This is a genomic window from Bombilactobacillus sp. ESL1197 (assembly GCF_058107145.1).
In genome coordinates this window covers 165,459-181,505 of the sequence record NZ_JBYLTY010000002.1, presented here as the reverse complement: position 1 = coordinate 181,505, position 16,047 = coordinate 165,459, and the positions used below count along the sequence as shown (strand labels likewise).

The window sequence follows — 16,047 nt, the reverse complement described above, 5'->3', positions numbered from 1 at the left end:
CCTTTATTTGGGTATGCGAATTTTCTTATAAGATCGTCTTTTGAAGTAATAGCCCTCGTCATCCTTCAGATAATCTTCATTAGAGATATATTTAAAACTAACTAAATCTTGATCTGTTAAGCGCGTTCCCAGAATGCCAACTTTAATTTCCGCTTTTAAGGTTCGGGTTAACTCATCAAAACTACTGGTTAAATAACTAAGATAAGTATTAATGACAATGTGTAAGCCATTGGCTTGCCCCTGATGCAATAAATACAATAACTTAATCTGATTTTGTTCAGCGATGTTAACAATTTCTTCAAAATCGGCGAAATAAATTAAATATTCTTGCATTGTGTGCTCTGAACGAATGATTGCTTCCATTTGATGTAAAACCGCAACAATCTCAGACTCTGATTGTTGATTATCAATAATTATTGTGGCACAATGCTCGCTTTGGGCTAATTGCTGTCTAACTAAATTGTCATACAGATGTTGCTGTTCTTCGGTATCGTTTAAAATCACAAAATATTTATCTTGATCAAAATCAAAGACCACTGGCTTGGTTGTTGCTGTATCCAAACCTAACGCTAACTGTCGCTGACTGGTCGTTGCCATCATCTGGAAGCGTGCCAAAGTTAATTCTTCAGGAATCATAGGAATCTTATCAGGCCGTTTTCCTTGCCAACTGGCCTGCATTTGTTGTGCTAATTGTTTGACCTTTTCCAAGATTTCCAAAGAACTGCTACCTTTAGCTGGAAGCAAAGTTTGAAATAAGCGCACAGTATCTAACTTCATCAATCCTCGCCCCGGTTGATCATCAACAACCAGCTGCGAACGACCCACAATATCAGTAGTTTCATTCCGGTCAAATAAGAACAATGAGATTTGCGTTTTAATATTAGCCAATAATTGCATTCTCAAAGCTGCTTGGCGATTAGCAGTAATTATTAGATAAATCCCGACGTTAGCTCCCTCGCGAGTAATCTTGTCCAAAAGATAATTAAACTGCTCACTCCAAGCCACTTCTTTCGCTGAATCCATTGCGTCAACCACGATTGCAATAATCGGCAATTGCTCGGAAGTTGTTGTAAGATATTGTTCTAAACTGGCCACACCTACTAAACTCAATAATTGCTTGCGGTGATTCAATTCCTGCTCAATAATCTCTTGAAATTTTAAAATCTTTTCTGTTTCATCAATTCGAATCCAATCAGCCACCTGTGGTAAATCGCGCAAAGGTAACAAGCCATTGGTTCCAAAATCTAGTAAATAAACATTCAACAGCTCGGGCGAATTTTGTTGGCATAAACTCAAGATTAAAGTTTGAACGAATGTACTTTTCCCATAACCAGGACTACCAAAAATGGCTAAATGCTTGGCTTGCAGCATATCCAAAAGCAAAGGCCTTTGCGCTTGTTGGTCCGGATAATCAGTCATCGCAAGCGTTACTCGTAAATTAAATTGCGCCTGCGACCAATTCTGTTGATAATCAGTTTGAACATAATCTGGCAAAAATAATTGGGCTGCTAAAGGCGGTAACCACGGTTGGGGTAGCCGGGCAATATTTTGATCTTGCGCAAATTGTGCAATGTAATTGATCACTGCCGTCAATTCAGAAACCTTCGTTACTTGAGATTGCGTATCAAGATAGGTCAGACCACTTAAATCAACTGATAAGTTTTCATATTGGCCTAACTCATTAATTAAATAAAGCGGTGGCGCTGTGCGCTTTTTAGAAGCAGTTGGCTGATAATCTTGTCCACTATATGCACTTTGAAACAACTCATAAATCTCATTATTACCAACTTGCAGATAGGCACGCCCTGGTTCAACAATTGAAGCTGCATCCGGCGTATGCAAAATTTCATTGGAATCTGCTTGATCTTGAACCTTGAGCGCAATTTTAAAACGAGAATTACTCCAAATTTGTTCGTTAACCACCCCACTCGGCTTTTGCGTTGCAAGAATTAGATGGATGCCTAATGAACGCCCAATGCGCGCTGTTGAAACTAATTCCTGCATAAAATCGGGTTGTTCGGATTTTAATTCAGCAAATTCATCACTAATTAAAAATAAATGGGGCATAGCTTCTTTGGCAACGCCGTCATGATACAATTTTTGATACTCATTAATATGATTAACTTGATATTGGCCAAATAACTGTTGCCGCTTTTCTAGCTCAGCTTTGATTGACGCCAAAGCTCTTAAACTTTGACTACCATCTAAGTTTGTAATGGTCCCTAATAAGTGCGGTAATTCACTGAAAAGGTTCGCCATGCCACCACCCTTGTAATCAATCAACAAAAAGGCCACATTGTCGGGATGAAAGTTAATTGCTAATGAAGCAATATACGATTGAATTAATTCGGATTTTCCTGAACCTGTCGTTCCGGCAATTAAACCGTGTGGACCATGTGCCCGTTCATGCAAATCCAATTTAACTAAATCATCTTTACCACGTAATCCTAACGGAACAGCTAAACTTTTATAGGGAAGATTGACTGACCAACGTTTTTGCAATTGTAATTCTGTCACGGTTTTAACATCGTACAATTCCAATAAACCCACAGATGTTGGTAAAGAATTTTTGAGACTTTCTTTATGGTCTAAGGCGGCTAAATGTCGCACGGTCGCCTCTAAATCAATTGTTTCCAGAGCGTCCGGAACCAATTTTTGAGAAGTTAGTTGACCGTTCTCAATCACAATTTCTGCCTGCTGACTATCATAATATTCGACCACTGTCTCAATATGTTCCGGTAAATCAGCCAATGTTTGCTTTACAAAGATCACTGCGACATCAAGTTCAGAAATATCGTGTGACAAATATTCCATAATACCATGATTAATAATCAATTCTTCATTTTGTACAATCAAAATGTAATACGGTGCGAAGCTAATTTTTTGATCTTTGTTTTCTTTTTCTTTCACAGCTTGTTCGCGCTCTTTTAATAGTTGCAATAAGGCCGTTAATATTTGGTCACGCGTTTGATCATCATCAACAAAGTTTAACGTATTACTATCACTAGAACGAAAATGTTTTAACCACCGAAATTCTTGCCAAAAATCTTGTTGCTGACTATCAAAAATTGGAACGAACCGGACATCATGGTAACTTTGAAAGGCCGCAATTTGTAGCACCAAATTCTGCAAAGCCTGATTGACTTGGACTTGATCACCAATTAGTCCCACCCCTGCGGACAACAAACTAATTGCTAATGGCGAGTGTTCCACCTGAAGTGCCTGTTGATAAATCTTTTTTGCTTTGTCTAATAACGCATCATGCTTTAATTCTTGCGGCGAAAAATTAACTTGATATTGTCCGGTAAAATTACCTAACCCTAAACGGACCGTTAAAAAGTCCGTTTGAAATTTGTTTTTCTCATAAATCCGCGCACTATTACGCAAAATCAATTGACTAATCGTTTGCGGTGATGGTAAGTGATAAGTTAAGGCCGAGCGCGTTTGGTGCTTTTGTGATTGAATCTCCACAATTTTAGTTTGTAAATAATCATGATAATCTTGCACTCTTTGATTAGCTTTTTGCTTTTGTTCTTTTTTATCATTAAAGTAACTACTAATCGCAAAAGCAGTCGTTGTCAAACTCATCGCTCCCATCATAATCATGGTGGTCATGTTATGGCTAATTACTGCCATTACAACCGAAGCAGCAACCATTACCAACGGCGGCGTAATCGTTTTTAATAATTTATTTTTAGTAATTTCTGCGGGCATGGGTGGTGCATCTAAAGTTATTTTAGCTGTCGGTAAAGCACGGATCACCCGCGGTGAGCGATGATACTCTGGATAATCATCTGAATAACAGTGCTTTATTTGTTGCCGATAAAACAGGGTACTTTTGACAAATTGCTGCAACAAATCTTTCACGATTAACCAATTATCAGGCTGCAAAGTTATTTCTAACCCATCAATCGCCAGCACATCCCCATAAGTAAAATTAATTACTGTGGTTGTTATTAAACTATGATTTAAATAGACTGGCGTTTTAAAAGCGCCCATTACTTGAAACTGTTTGGCATCAGCTGTCTTTTGAATGAGAAAATCACAATTAATCGCTATTTGAATATCATTAAATGCGTTAGCTCCTAAACTTAAAGGCTGTCCCATGTTGAGCTGGTTAACATCAAAACTGAGTGGAATTAGTGTATCAACCAAGATTAAAAGTTGGATATGTTGTTGAATTGTTATTACTTGTCCCAATTCTAATACTTGGTCAGCTAAGCAAAACTGAGCATCCGTATTAATCGTCAATTCAAGTGGTTGCTCTAGTTCTGGAACATAATAAGTATCATGATAATCAGTACTTAAAGTAAAATTATTTTGTTCAGTAGTATCTAATTTCAACACTGAGTAGCTCGTCTTTAACCAGATATATAATTGATAATTTTCAGCCATGTCTTCTATTCTTTCTGTAATTTTTTCGTATAAGCTTTAATTAGTTTCGAATATTTATTCAATAATCTCTGCTTCTTAGCACCGGTTAAATGCGGATTATTGTTCGCTTGTGAATATAATTTAGTGTACGAAAACAAGATTAATTGCTGATCTCCTAAGTATTTGGCAGCATCCAATGACTGGTTAAAATTGCCTTGCCCATCATAAATCCAATATTTTAAATAGTTAGGATCAGAATTCATATTTAGTGATTTGTTAATATTAGCTTTTTGTTGATGATTGAGATTATCAACATGAACATAAGATCTGGCGAGCATTAATTGTTGAACTTTCGGCATTTGTTGAACTCTAATTTTGCTCAGGTGATTAATGGCTTGATCATAATCTTGCTGCAAATAAGAACCCGTTCCTTCAGCTAAGGACTGTTTTTGCGGCACAACAACCATTAATAAATAAATCAACGCTAAACCGACCAGTGTCGTGACCACTGATTCCAATAAAAATCCCCAGTGATAAAGATTAAATTGCTTTTTTGAGGCGACGACTAATTGCTTCTGTTCAACAGTCAAAGCTTGTTGATACAAAACTTGTAGCTGCTCTTTTAAAGTGGCAACGCTTTTGGCACGAATAATTTTCTGATACTTCAAACCAGCAAAACTCTTATCAGCCATTAAGCCTTTATACAAGCGATTAAATGTATACTTATTGGCTAACACCATCACGATAAAAGCTTTCAATTGTTTTAATAAATGAGCGTGCGTTGATGGCGTCACAATACCTACCGCCCCACGGTGTAAAACTTTGGGTCGTAAGTTGACGTCAAACAAAATATTATCAGGGTGCACTACGGGCACAATTCGTGAATTACGTAATTGCCAAAGCTCTAGTAAATTCAAACATAAGCGAATTTTATCAACTCGCGATAAGTCGCTAGCCAATTGTTGAAAATTGTGCCAATCAGCAGCCACCTGATATTGCAGTTGCCAAGCTTGATCTTGTGGCTTGATTATTAATGGTACTAATTGATCTTGCTTTAATCCTAAATAATCAATCAATTGAGCATCTTGAACACTATCAGCCGTTAATTCTTCGGTAATGCTTCCTGATTTTAAATAATTGAATTGATATTGATAGCCATCAATTTCAAATCCTTGTCTTTGCTTAGCCAATTGCTGCTCCTCCACTAAAAAATTTGTAAAATATCGCCGTCTGCTAAAGGAAAGTCTGCTAATAAATCTGTGTTAACCAACAATAAGCTTTTCGTCTGCACTTTAATTACATTAAGTAATCTTGTATTGAGAGCAATTGCTCGTTGAGCTAAATCATCAATTAAGAGCGCAATTAGTTGATTGACTGTCAATTGTATGGGCAGTCTCAAATCTTGGACATAATGATTCGCAGCTGGGATCAAAATGGTGACGTTAATATATTTCATCGTTTAAAAAATCTCCTAATCATGCGTTTGTGCTTCCCTAACCAACAACCGATGCCAATAAAAAATAATGCCAGCATCATTAATAGAATGTATTTCAGTTTTCGCCATGAATTAGTCTGCTGATGACGTTTGGTATGAGCTGCCGAAATTGATTCTGGAACTTGAAAAAGTCGTCCTTTGGTGTGTTGAACTAATAAATCTGGTTTAGCAGACCATTGGTTAGTAAATAATTGCCGTTGCGTTAATTGCGTATTTTGTGAAAAACGCTGTCTTTGTTGGCGTTGTTGTTGCTCAAAACTATCCTGCCGAAAAAAGAAATCATTCGCACTCAGCTTAGCACTAGCTGAACTTGCCTCACTGGTATCTTGATTGCTGTTTAAAATCGTATTATTAATTGTCATCTTGCCGTCATCCAAAGACCTTCGGGCTGCCAAAAGATCAATATTTTGGAAACTCCATCCGCCAATAAGGATGATTACAACTAATAACCAGCTAAGTTTCAATTTCTGTAACATATAATTTTTCCTTAAATAACCAATTAACCATTAAACAAACTAATAGCAACACACTAAAAATCAGAATGATCAGGACATTATCTGCTTGATTAGTAAAAACATTTGAGTAAATGTCTTCTATTTGTTGAAATGGCGAAGTATATTTCAAAAAGAAACCAACTCCAGGACTTTTGGTTAAATATTGACCCAATGCCGGCGTGTAAAAAATATATTCAATAAAGAAGAAAACAAAAATAAATTTACCGACTGACCGCAAAAATTTGAATAACGCGATGGCGGCTTCAATCACTGTCGCTTGAATCAAAGTTTCGATTATTAACCACAGTTGTGGATACAAAAGGTGGCGCAATAACGGGCGCGTCGTCCAGGCCACTAAGAAACTAATTCCTAAAACTAAAATCAAAGCATATTGTTGGTACAACCCCAAACCGGTTGTCGGTAATTCCCAATGGTCTGCTACTTTAAATGGTTTAAGTTGGCGATTGTGCTGATCATTACCGACAATCAGCAACGCCGCAAAACCACCAATAATAATGTTAGCTAGTGTTAAAAAATAAGGAAAAATTGAACTAAGATTGCGAATTGTCCCCGCATTTTGAAATTTTAACGGCTGAGCCAGATTGCCGTAAATTTTGCGAGCAGCATTATCATCATTTTTAGTATTACTCATTGACTGACCAAAATTGTGATTGTAGTCAGCATTAGTGGCCACAACTTGCTGCCAATTATTAAGGAGTACCTTCGCTTGTTGCAGTAATTTATTACCATGCTGGACAAATGCTTTAGAATCATTATCAATCGTCGCTGTGGCTTGCGCTTGGTTCGTCAAGTTTTGATCTAATTGTTGCGATTGATTCAGCATTTGTTGTAAAGAAGCTTGTAATTGAGAATTTGTTTGTTCGGCCTGTGTACTACTTTGTTGTGCCAATTTCATCAGTGGCGAAAAATCTAACGGTGCGGGGTCACTTAACAATTGTGTATTGAACTCAACGACCGGTGAAATCATGGTTTGATGTTGCCGGTAACTAGCTAATTGTTCCTGATATAACTTTTGAATCTTAACAACCAATTGTTGAAAATCCGCCTGCGCTTGGTGGTTTTGTTGTAATTGTTCCTCATACTGCGTTTGTAATTTAGTGATGGAATCTTCAGCACTATGCACGTTGATTAAAATGGCTAATAATTTTTGTTCTAAATTCGCATCAAACGTAGAAACAGTCTTTGCCGGTACTGCAGCTGTTGTCTTGGGCTCTAATTGTAGGCTATTGAACGTAGTGATGAATGTATAAGCCTGATTTAAAGTAATGATGAAGTCCAAATATGGTTGACTTAAATTGCCACTGTGATTCTGAACCAAGTTACTGAGTATTCCTTGCGTTAGTGCTGGAGCATCAATTGTCATGGCATAATTGACGGGTTGCTCAGTCAAAACTTGCGGATATAAAGTTAAGCTTTGTTGGTCGCCCAAATTATTAATAGCTAAACCTTGATCTTGAATAACTACTGGCAAATTATTTGCTTCCAACTGACGTGCTAGGTTATTGAGGTCAACTTGGGTACTGCTGATATTCAAAAAGACGCTTTGATGGGCTGGCAGATTTAACACTAGGGGTTGATTAGCTGGTGGTAAAGTTGCTTGTTGAAGCGCAACTTCTTGTCCTTGAAAGGAACCTGTTGTTTGAAAGTTATTGACAGCAGCCCACTCGACTTGTAATCTTTGAGTTTGCTCTCTCGTTAACTCACCGTCACGACTGATTTGTTGCAAAATTTGACTACTATTACTAGGTAGTTGCGTGATGGCTGTATTGATCATTGTTTGCAGTTGCTGCCGCACAGAACTAACTTGTTCATCACCAACTACACTAGTGCCATCGGCGTTACCTACTGCATTGGATTGCAATGTTGCTAAACATTGATTTAATTTATCCCGAGTTAACCCCAATTGTAGCTTTTGATTTTGCAATTCTTGAACCAGCGCAGCATCAGTCTCTGATAACCAAACAGGTGAATTCAATAAGTCACTAATTTGTTTTTGCATAGCTGGAGCTTGTAATTGATTCAAATTAAAATAGTCATCATTGATAATGGTTTGAAAAGCATCATATTGATTAGATACTAAATCTAAAAAGTGCTGATTATTAGCTTGAATTACAGAATTAGCTTGCGTATTAAGTTCATTTAATTGCTGATTAGCTTGACTTTGCAGCTCTTGAGCTTGGGTATTAATTTGTTGCAAGCCATTAATGCCTTGATTTTGCAATAAATTTTGTAATTGCTCAGCACCTGCATTATCCTTCGAATCGCTGACCGGATTATCGCTAGCATTGGGCTGCGTCTGACTATATTCTTTAATCAAAGCAGCCAAGGGATTATTCAGGTTACTTTTTAAATTACTACTCAACTGTTGTTCATTAATATTAACTACTTCTAGATGTTTTTGCGCTTGGTGTAAGTTAAACAAAATACTAGCTAAATACATTTCTGTAACTTTGTAATTGAGTTTATTTAAGATTTGATTATTCAATTGTGTAATCTTATTGCGCAAAGTAGGATTTTTATTTTCACGAATTTTATATAAAACCCGAATCTTTTTAAAATCAGCCGCTTGAAACTGGAGAATCTTATTAGAAAAATTAAATGGTAAAATCACAATCAAATCATACCGTCGATGCTTTAAGCCATTTTCAGCAACATCACGTGGAATGGAATACCACGAAATATCATGGTTGCGCGTTAATAGGTTGACAAAATCTCGGCCAAAATTATATTGTTTGCCATTAAATTGACCACCGTTATCTTCATTAACTAAGCCTACTTGCAATACTTTATTCGCATTCGGATCTTTGGTTGGCTTAGTTCTGAATGCAAATAAGGCAATCGTTAAAGTCACTAATGTTATTAAAATAATCGCAACAATATTCTTACTGTTGGTTTGTATAAAATGTAATAGTCGTTTAATCAAAAAACCTATCTTCCTGTACTATCATAGTTGAGTCATAGCTTGCTAGAGTACTTAATAAACCAAGGTTATAAAGCTATGTATGGACTTTTATTACCTATGTAACGCCAAGAGCATTCTTAAATAAACCACTCTTGACTGGAATTAATTAACTCCAAGCTTGACCAATTTGATTATCAGCATCTTCCATTGCTTGAGCTGACTTATCCAATTGCGCCTTGATTTCTCTGAGGAGCTGGGAAAATTGTGTTACTTTCCCGGATAATTCTTGGAATTTCACATCATACTTTTCAAAAGCATTCCCTTTCCATTCAGCACGAATTTGTTCCTGCGTACTCTTTAAGTCACTCAATACGTTATCTACACTGTCCGCTCCACGTGTATAATGCGTTGCTTGTGATCTCAGTTCTTCTGGTGTAACTGCTATTTGTCCTGCCACAGTAATCCCTCCTAAATTTAAACCTCTCAAAAAGAGATAAGCATATTATATCAATAATATTAAAATTTTCATTATTTTTTTAATATTATTTTAGTCAATCATTAATATAAAAAGAGCAAATTGTTATACTTTAGGAAAAGGCAAAGTTTAATTCTATTTAAATTTTCGCATAATGCACTAATTACTAATTTTTATAGTCAAAATTAACAGCTTAGCATTTACAGCTTGAGTTAATTACTGCTAAAAGAACTAAAAAATAATAATAACTATTTATTATTCAATAGAATGTTTAAATGTCAGCTTAAAAATTACAATACAAAAAAAGTGTTGCTGAAATCATTCAGCAACACTTCAGATAATTCAAATATTTTAATAAAACTTCAAGCCACATTATTTCTAAAGCTAATTACTTAATTGTCCCCTTTGTAACTTTTATTTTTAGCACATTCTTTTTATTATGATTATTTTGCAGACGCTGGATTGTTTGACGCTTGAAAAAACTAATTTTGAGTTTACCCTTCCTCATTAGATGTACATCAGAAGTTCCTTTATCTAACGCTAAGGCTAATTCATCACCATGAAAAACATTCTGCCCGAGCAATTTAGTGTTCTTCAAAGTGACTTTCATCTTCAAATCTTCAAAATTAATATTAGATCCATTTAAAACAGCATCTTTGAATTTCAAATTTGTATCATCAAAACCATCACTAATGGTAGTAACATTAGTTAAATGACACTGATCAAATTGGTATTGACCATCATCATCATCAAACGCTACATTATTGAGGTTACTATTTTGTACCTGATAACGACCACCTTCGTTATCAATCCTCAACCTTTGGGTAACCGCCAGATTTTGCAAGTTGTACTGAGCATCAGAAGAATTTATCTTCAGTTGTTGAATGGACAAGTCATTGAGAGTCACCTGACCGTCGTCTAAACCAAGGTCTAACTTTTTGATAGCATCTTTGTTCGGTACCGTAATCGTAATCGTCGGTTTGGGTGAACTCAGCTTCACATGTTTGCGCACCCCATGATTTTTTTGTTCAATATACAAGTAATGATCTTGATTGCGAAAAGTTATAATATGATAGTTTGTCGGGAAATATGCCCGAAACTGTTTGCCCTGTTTGATATTGACATTGGCATCAACAATACCAATATGAACATGATCAAAGGGCTGATTACTTTGATATTTCCGCACATTAGCAGCTACGGATGTTGCACAATTATTGTTTACGCCTATCAAGACCGCAAACAATAATAGCACAATTGATATTAAGTATTGAATATAATATTTTGACTTCATTAAAAATTTTCTCCCCAAATAATTCAAATGATAAACATAAAAAGTTAAGGCAACAATAAAAACGAATTAAGCGTCATTTAAGCGTACCTTCTTCAACCTCAATTTTTAATCGATTATCTTTGCTCTGATTATGCTTTAAATTCTTAATTAAATTGCGTTTTGGCGCATTGACTGTTAATACGTCATCGTCCATTAAGCGTACATCAGGATTGATCTTGCCCAAAGTTAGGTGCATCTCATCACCATTAAAAACATTTTCCCCCAGAAATTGGGCACCATTAGTAGCTTTCATATATAGTTCATCAAAATTGACCTGCGCATTTTTTAAACTAGAATGATTCAAGCTTAAATGTGTATCATCCATATCATCACTAATCGTTTTGACGTTATCTAACTGACAATTAGCAAACTGATATCGCCCACTATCATCATCAAAAGTAAGATGCTGTAGCTGACTTTGCTGGAAATGATAGCTACTATCATCGCTACTAATTTTGAATTTTTGGGATACTGAAACCTTGTTCAAATCATAATGGGTATTTGAGGTATCCAGCTTAATTTGCTTAATTGACAAGCCACTAATAGACACGTGATCACAATCATCTACATCTAGATTTAATTTGTGAATAGAATTTTGATTCGGTACAGTAATGGTCAAAGTAGGTTTAGGAAATTTTTTTTGAACTTCATCTTCTTGATTAATATAAAGATAATTATTTTTATCACGAAAAGTTAACGTATGATACTTGGTCGGCAGCACCACATGAAACTTTTTGCCTAATTTAAAATTGATGTTTACATCAGCAATGTTGATATAAGCATGGTTAAACGACTGATAACTCTCATACTTAGTGGCACTAGCAGCAGAGACAAGATTACTGTTTGACGCCAATAAAATAGCTAAAAGTACTAACAAAAACGACAGCATTCCTTGCATATGCTTTAATTTCATTAACAATCACTCCTAAAGACGTAAAATTAACCTTTACTTAAAAATGTTAATAAAATCACTCATTTTTGTCAACGCTTTCTTTGAAGCTTACACCAAAACGCAGTTGTCTTTTGTCCGCTTTATTTTTCAGAATTTCTTTCCTCGCTAGCAATTATAACTACTCTTTGATGCAACTAATTTACTTACCAATCTTGCGCGTTGGTGTCAGAGACAACGATAATTTAATCGTTTGTGCTGTCGTTTGCGAAATTCCTAGTTTCATCAAATCTTCGACAGGAGCATCCTTAATTTTTTTAACTGAACCATAGTTTTTCAATAATTTAATCCGCGTTTTTGGCCCCACACCCTTAATACTTTCTAATTGTGAAGACAGCGCATTTTTGCTATGCGTTTGGCGGTGATAGGTAATAACAAAACGGTGCACTTCGTCTTGAATCCGTTGCAACAAATAAAAGCCTTGGCTTTTTCGATCTAACGGTACCACAGCCCCGTCCTCACCAGTAATCAGATGTGACGTACTATGATGGTCGTCTTTAACCATGCCTGCCACCGGAATGTGAATCCCTAATTCATTATGCAAAACATCTAAAATTACGCGTAGTTCGATCAAGCCCCCGTCCATCAAAATTAAATCCGGCAAGGGCTTATGTTCTTTTAATAACCGTGAATACCGACGATAAATCACTTCCCGCGTATTAGCAGCTTCATCCGCTCCATTATGTTGTTCTAAAATATCTTTAATTTTATACTTGCGATAATTGGACTTAACCGGCTTACCATCAACAAAGCTCACCATGGCCGAAACCGCATCAGCACCTTGAATATGCGAATGGTCAAAGGACTCAATCACATGTCCATACGGTAAACTTAAAGCATCAAAAATTTGCTTTTGAGCCCCAACTGTTTGGCGATTATCTAATTCTAATAGCCGAAACTTTTCTTCCAATGACAATTTAGCATTGTCTTTAGCCATTACCAACAAATCACGTTTGGTCCCCCGTTGTGGAGTCCGAAAAGGGACATGCAAAATTTCTGTCAATGAAGCTTGATCGATTTCTTTCGGAACTAAAATTTCACGCGGTAACACATTATTTTTCCGATTATAAAATTGTAAAATAAACGTTGCCAATTCTTCCTCGGGCGTATTAATGCAAGGAAAAATTCGTTTTTCACGTTTCATTAAGCGAGCTTGGCGAATGAAAAACACTTGAATAGAAATCCAGCCTTTATCAACATAAAAGTTGAATAAATCACGCGGTGTATGATCATTCGAAATAATTTTTTGCTTTTCCACGGTCTGTTCAATATAGTGGATTTGATCGCGTAATTCCGCTGCCCGTTCAAATTTTAAATCATCCGCCGCGGTGTTCATTTTTTGTGTTAATTGCTTTTTGATAGTCCCGACATTACCATTCAAAAAACTTTTAATTTTTTTGATTTGCTGTTCATATTTTTGCGTTGGTACTTCTTGAAAGCAGGCTCCCAAACACTGTCCCATATGGTAATATAAACACGGCCGGCCTTGATAACCACTACACCGTCTTAGAGGATAGACTTTCTGTAAAAAATTCAGGGTTTCTTCTGCCGCATACACGTTCGGATAAGGGCCAAAATAAAAACCACCATCTTTTTTGACTTGACCAGTGATAATCATCTGGGGGTTGCGTTCATTAGTAATTTTAATATATGGATACCCAGTCCCCTTCTTTAATTTAATATTAAAGTAGGGCTGATGCTTTTGAATTAAAGTAATTTCCAGTAAAAAAGCTTCCTTATCAGTTGACGTCACAATCGTTTCAAAATCGCGTATTTCACTGACTAACTTAGCCGTTTTGCCTTCATGCGAACTTTTAAAATAAGAGCGAACCCGATTTTTTAAATTTTTGGCTTTACCTACATAAATAATTTTCGCATTAATATCTTTCATCAAATAACAGCCCGGTCGATCTGGCAATAATGCTAGCTTATGCTCTAAATATTCTGTCGCCATTTTTTATCTCCTAATTGCGTCAACTATTGTTTATATTTTAACCCGTGTTTAACAAAATACCAATTGATTTACCAAATCTGAGTTTCAACAATAAATAGCTGAAATATGCTATACTGACAGAGTAATTAACCTAGTTAAAGAAGGTGAAATTGTGGGTCTAACTGTCAAACAAGAGAATAATTTTGAAAGTTTATTTGATAAATTTGCTTCTTTACCAGATGAAACTCAAAAAAATCTAGATGCCGTTAAACAAACCGAAAACAAATTGAAACAGGCTAAAGATCACAAGAAAAAATAATTAATAAAAATGAGGTCGAAATCAAAGTTCTAGCACTCAACTGCCAAATGACTTTGAATTCAACCTCTATTTTTTTACTATTGCATTAATTATTTAGCATAACCTTCAGGGTGTCTTTGTAACCAACGCCAAGCAGAATCAATAATAGTATCAATATCCGTATACTGGGACTTCCAACCTAAAATGTCTTGAATTTTACTACTATCAGCTACTAAAGAATCTGGATCACCACCACGGCGGGGCGCATCCACAGCTTTGATATTCACACCGGTAACTTTGCGCGCTGCCTCAACGATTTCCTTAACAGTGAAACCTTGTTTAGAACCAATGTTAAAGTAGTCACTTTGACCACCTTGCCGTAAATATTTGAGACCTAAGTAATGAGCTTGAACTAAGTCTAAGACATGTACATAATCGCGCACATTATAACCATCACGAGTTTGATAATCATTACCGCACATATCGACATGATCACGTTGGCCTAAAGCAGCTTGCAATACAATCGGAATCAAATGTGTTTCCGGACGATGATCTTCACCCAAGTCACCATCTAACCGGGCCCCTGCCACATTAAAGTACCGAAAAGCTAACCACTGAATGTCATATGCCGCGCCGTCCCAACGCATGATTTGCTCCATCATCAATTTCGTTAGTCCATAAGGATTAATGGGATCTTTGGGGTCATCTTCTTTAATTGGAACTTGCTTTGGCGTACCATAAACCGCGGCTGAAGATGAAAAGATCAACTTTTTAACTTGATGGTCATTCATCACGTGAATCAAATTAATTAGACCGACTACATTGTTATCAAAATAGTCATTAGGCTTTTCAATTGATTCGGGTACTTGAATATAAGCACAGAAATGAAAAACTGCCTCAATATCTTGTTCTGTAAAAACTTGCTCCAAAAAGTCTCGGTCACGAATATCGCCTTGGTAGAATGGCACACTGGCCGGAACCGCATCACGATGACCGCGACTTAAATTATCGACCACGACCACGTCCTCTTGCTCTTGCACCAATAAGTCTACCATGTGTGAGCCAATGTAACCCGCACCACCTAAAACTAAAACTGCCATTGTCAAACCTCCATTGAGAAAACGTCTATTATTTCATTTAATTTTATTATAATCACTTCCCAGAATGAATACCAATTAATTCCAGTTTCATACCAAAAGCCTATCAGTTTAGGATTTAACAGAAGATATTGACTCTACATAACTAAAAATCCTCGAAATTAAGTTTCATTTCGGGGATTTTTAATTTCTACGAATCTGACCAATTATTTCGTACAACTAACATCATTTGACCAAACACCCAACCCTAATTGGCAATATTGTCAATCTTTTCCAAACGCGTTTGAGGAGGTTGTTGCTCCTTAGATAAGTCAATAATTGGCACACTATTATCAATCACACCAGAATTATCACCAATTAATTGAATCGTACCAGCAGCGTCTTGGATTAAACGGTTATTGGTATCTAAGAATTCTTTCGAATAACCTTTAACTAAGAAGTTCCCTAAGCTAGTTTCAACGTGGTCGTTAAAATCAATTAAATCCGCACTGGAGTTAACAATCGTTAAATTAAAACTAACTTCCAGTCCACAAGTTGCTTGCACTTTTGAATAAACGCCGACCCCATCATCAAAATTTAGTAAAATTGTTAGTTTGGAATTATCTGCATACTGTTGTAACCTTTTCTGAACAGACTGATCAAGCTTTACAAACATCCTGCAACCTCCTTGTAGTTTTCT

Annotated in this window: 12 protein-coding genes; 1 reads left to right on the top strand and 11 read right to left on the bottom strand. The window is 36.2% G+C overall.

From position 1 onward, the window contains the following. Window positions 1-3: 3 nt before the first annotated feature. The 9 genes from essC to uvrC all read right to left on the bottom strand — a co-directional run bounded on the left by essC (window position 4) and on the right by uvrC (window position 13,994). The gene (gene essC / locus AC3B6B_RS06515; RefSeq protein WP_489757881.1) at window positions 4-4,395 is read right to left on the bottom strand and encodes a type VII secretion protein EssC; all 4,392 of its coding nucleotides are present in this window, start codon (window positions 4,393-4,395) and stop codon (window positions 4-6) included. A gap of 5 nt (window positions 4,396-4,400) precedes the next feature. Further along, window positions 4,401-5,564 (bottom strand): type VII secretion protein EssB, encoded by a 1,164-nt coding sequence (gene essB / locus AC3B6B_RS06510; protein WP_489757880.1) that lies wholly within the window; start codon window positions 5,562-5,564, stop codon window positions 4,401-4,403. 14 nt (window positions 5,565-5,578) lie between these two features. Then, entirely contained in the window at window positions 5,579-5,830 is a 252-nt protein-coding gene (locus AC3B6B_RS06505; protein ID WP_489757879.1) for an EsaB/YukD family protein, read from the bottom strand. Further along, on the bottom strand, window positions 5,827-6,345 hold the full coding sequence (locus AC3B6B_RS06500; RefSeq protein ID WP_489757878.1) for a hypothetical protein: 519 nt from the start codon (window positions 6,343-6,345) through the stop codon (window positions 5,827-5,829). Before AC3B6B_RS06500 ends, AC3B6B_RS06505 begins: the two co-directional genes overlap by 4 nt. Then, window positions 6,323-9,307 (bottom strand): type VII secretion protein EsaA, encoded by a 2,985-nt coding sequence (esaA, locus tag AC3B6B_RS06495; RefSeq protein WP_489757877.1) that lies wholly within the window; start codon window positions 9,305-9,307, stop codon window positions 6,323-6,325. Before esaA ends, AC3B6B_RS06500 begins: the two co-directional genes overlap by 23 nt. Window positions 9,308-9,452: 145 nt before the next feature. Next, a complete protein-coding gene (locus AC3B6B_RS06490; protein WP_489757876.1) occupies window positions 9,453-9,743 on the bottom strand; it encodes a WXG100 family type VII secretion target in 291 nt (96 codons plus the stop codon). A gap of 406 nt (window positions 9,744-10,149) precedes the next feature. Next, the gene (locus AC3B6B_RS06485) at window positions 10,150-11,052 is read right to left on the bottom strand and encodes a DUF4097 family beta strand repeat-containing protein (RefSeq protein WP_489757875.1); all 903 of its coding nucleotides are present in this window, start codon (window positions 11,050-11,052) and stop codon (window positions 10,150-10,152) included. 73 nt (window positions 11,053-11,125) lie between these two features. Beyond that, complete coding sequence (locus AC3B6B_RS06480; RefSeq protein ID WP_489757874.1) at window positions 11,126-12,004, bottom strand: hypothetical protein; 879 nt, start codon at window positions 12,002-12,004, stop codon at window positions 11,126-11,128. A gap of 178 nt (window positions 12,005-12,182) precedes the next feature. Continuing rightward, complete coding sequence (gene uvrC, locus AC3B6B_RS06475; RefSeq protein ID WP_489757873.1) at window positions 12,183-13,994, bottom strand: excinuclease ABC subunit UvrC; 1,812 nt, start codon at window positions 13,992-13,994, stop codon at window positions 12,183-12,185. Between the two features lie 151 nt (window positions 13,995-14,145). On the opposite strand from uvrC, the gene AC3B6B_RS06470 reads away from it, so the two are divergent. Next, window positions 14,146-14,292: an SPJ_0845 family protein gene (locus AC3B6B_RS06470; RefSeq protein WP_489757872.1), complete on the top strand. Its 147-nt coding sequence runs from the start codon at window positions 14,146-14,148 to the stop codon at window positions 14,290-14,292. An 89-nt stretch (window positions 14,293-14,381) separates the two neighbouring features. On the opposite strand, the gene galE is transcribed toward AC3B6B_RS06470, so the two are convergent. Together galE and AC3B6B_RS06460 are read right to left on the bottom strand one after the other, a co-directional pair. Beyond that, the gene (gene galE / locus AC3B6B_RS06465; protein ID WP_489757871.1) at window positions 14,382-15,371 is read right to left on the bottom strand and encodes a UDP-glucose 4-epimerase GalE; all 990 of its coding nucleotides are present in this window, start codon (window positions 15,369-15,371) and stop codon (window positions 14,382-14,384) included. 244 nt (window positions 15,372-15,615) lie between these two features. Next, the gene (locus tag AC3B6B_RS06460) at window positions 15,616-16,023 is read right to left on the bottom strand and encodes an iron-sulfur cluster biosynthesis family protein (protein ID WP_489757870.1); all 408 of its coding nucleotides are present in this window, start codon (window positions 16,021-16,023) and stop codon (window positions 15,616-15,618) included. Window positions 16,024-16,047: the final 24 nt, after the last annotated feature.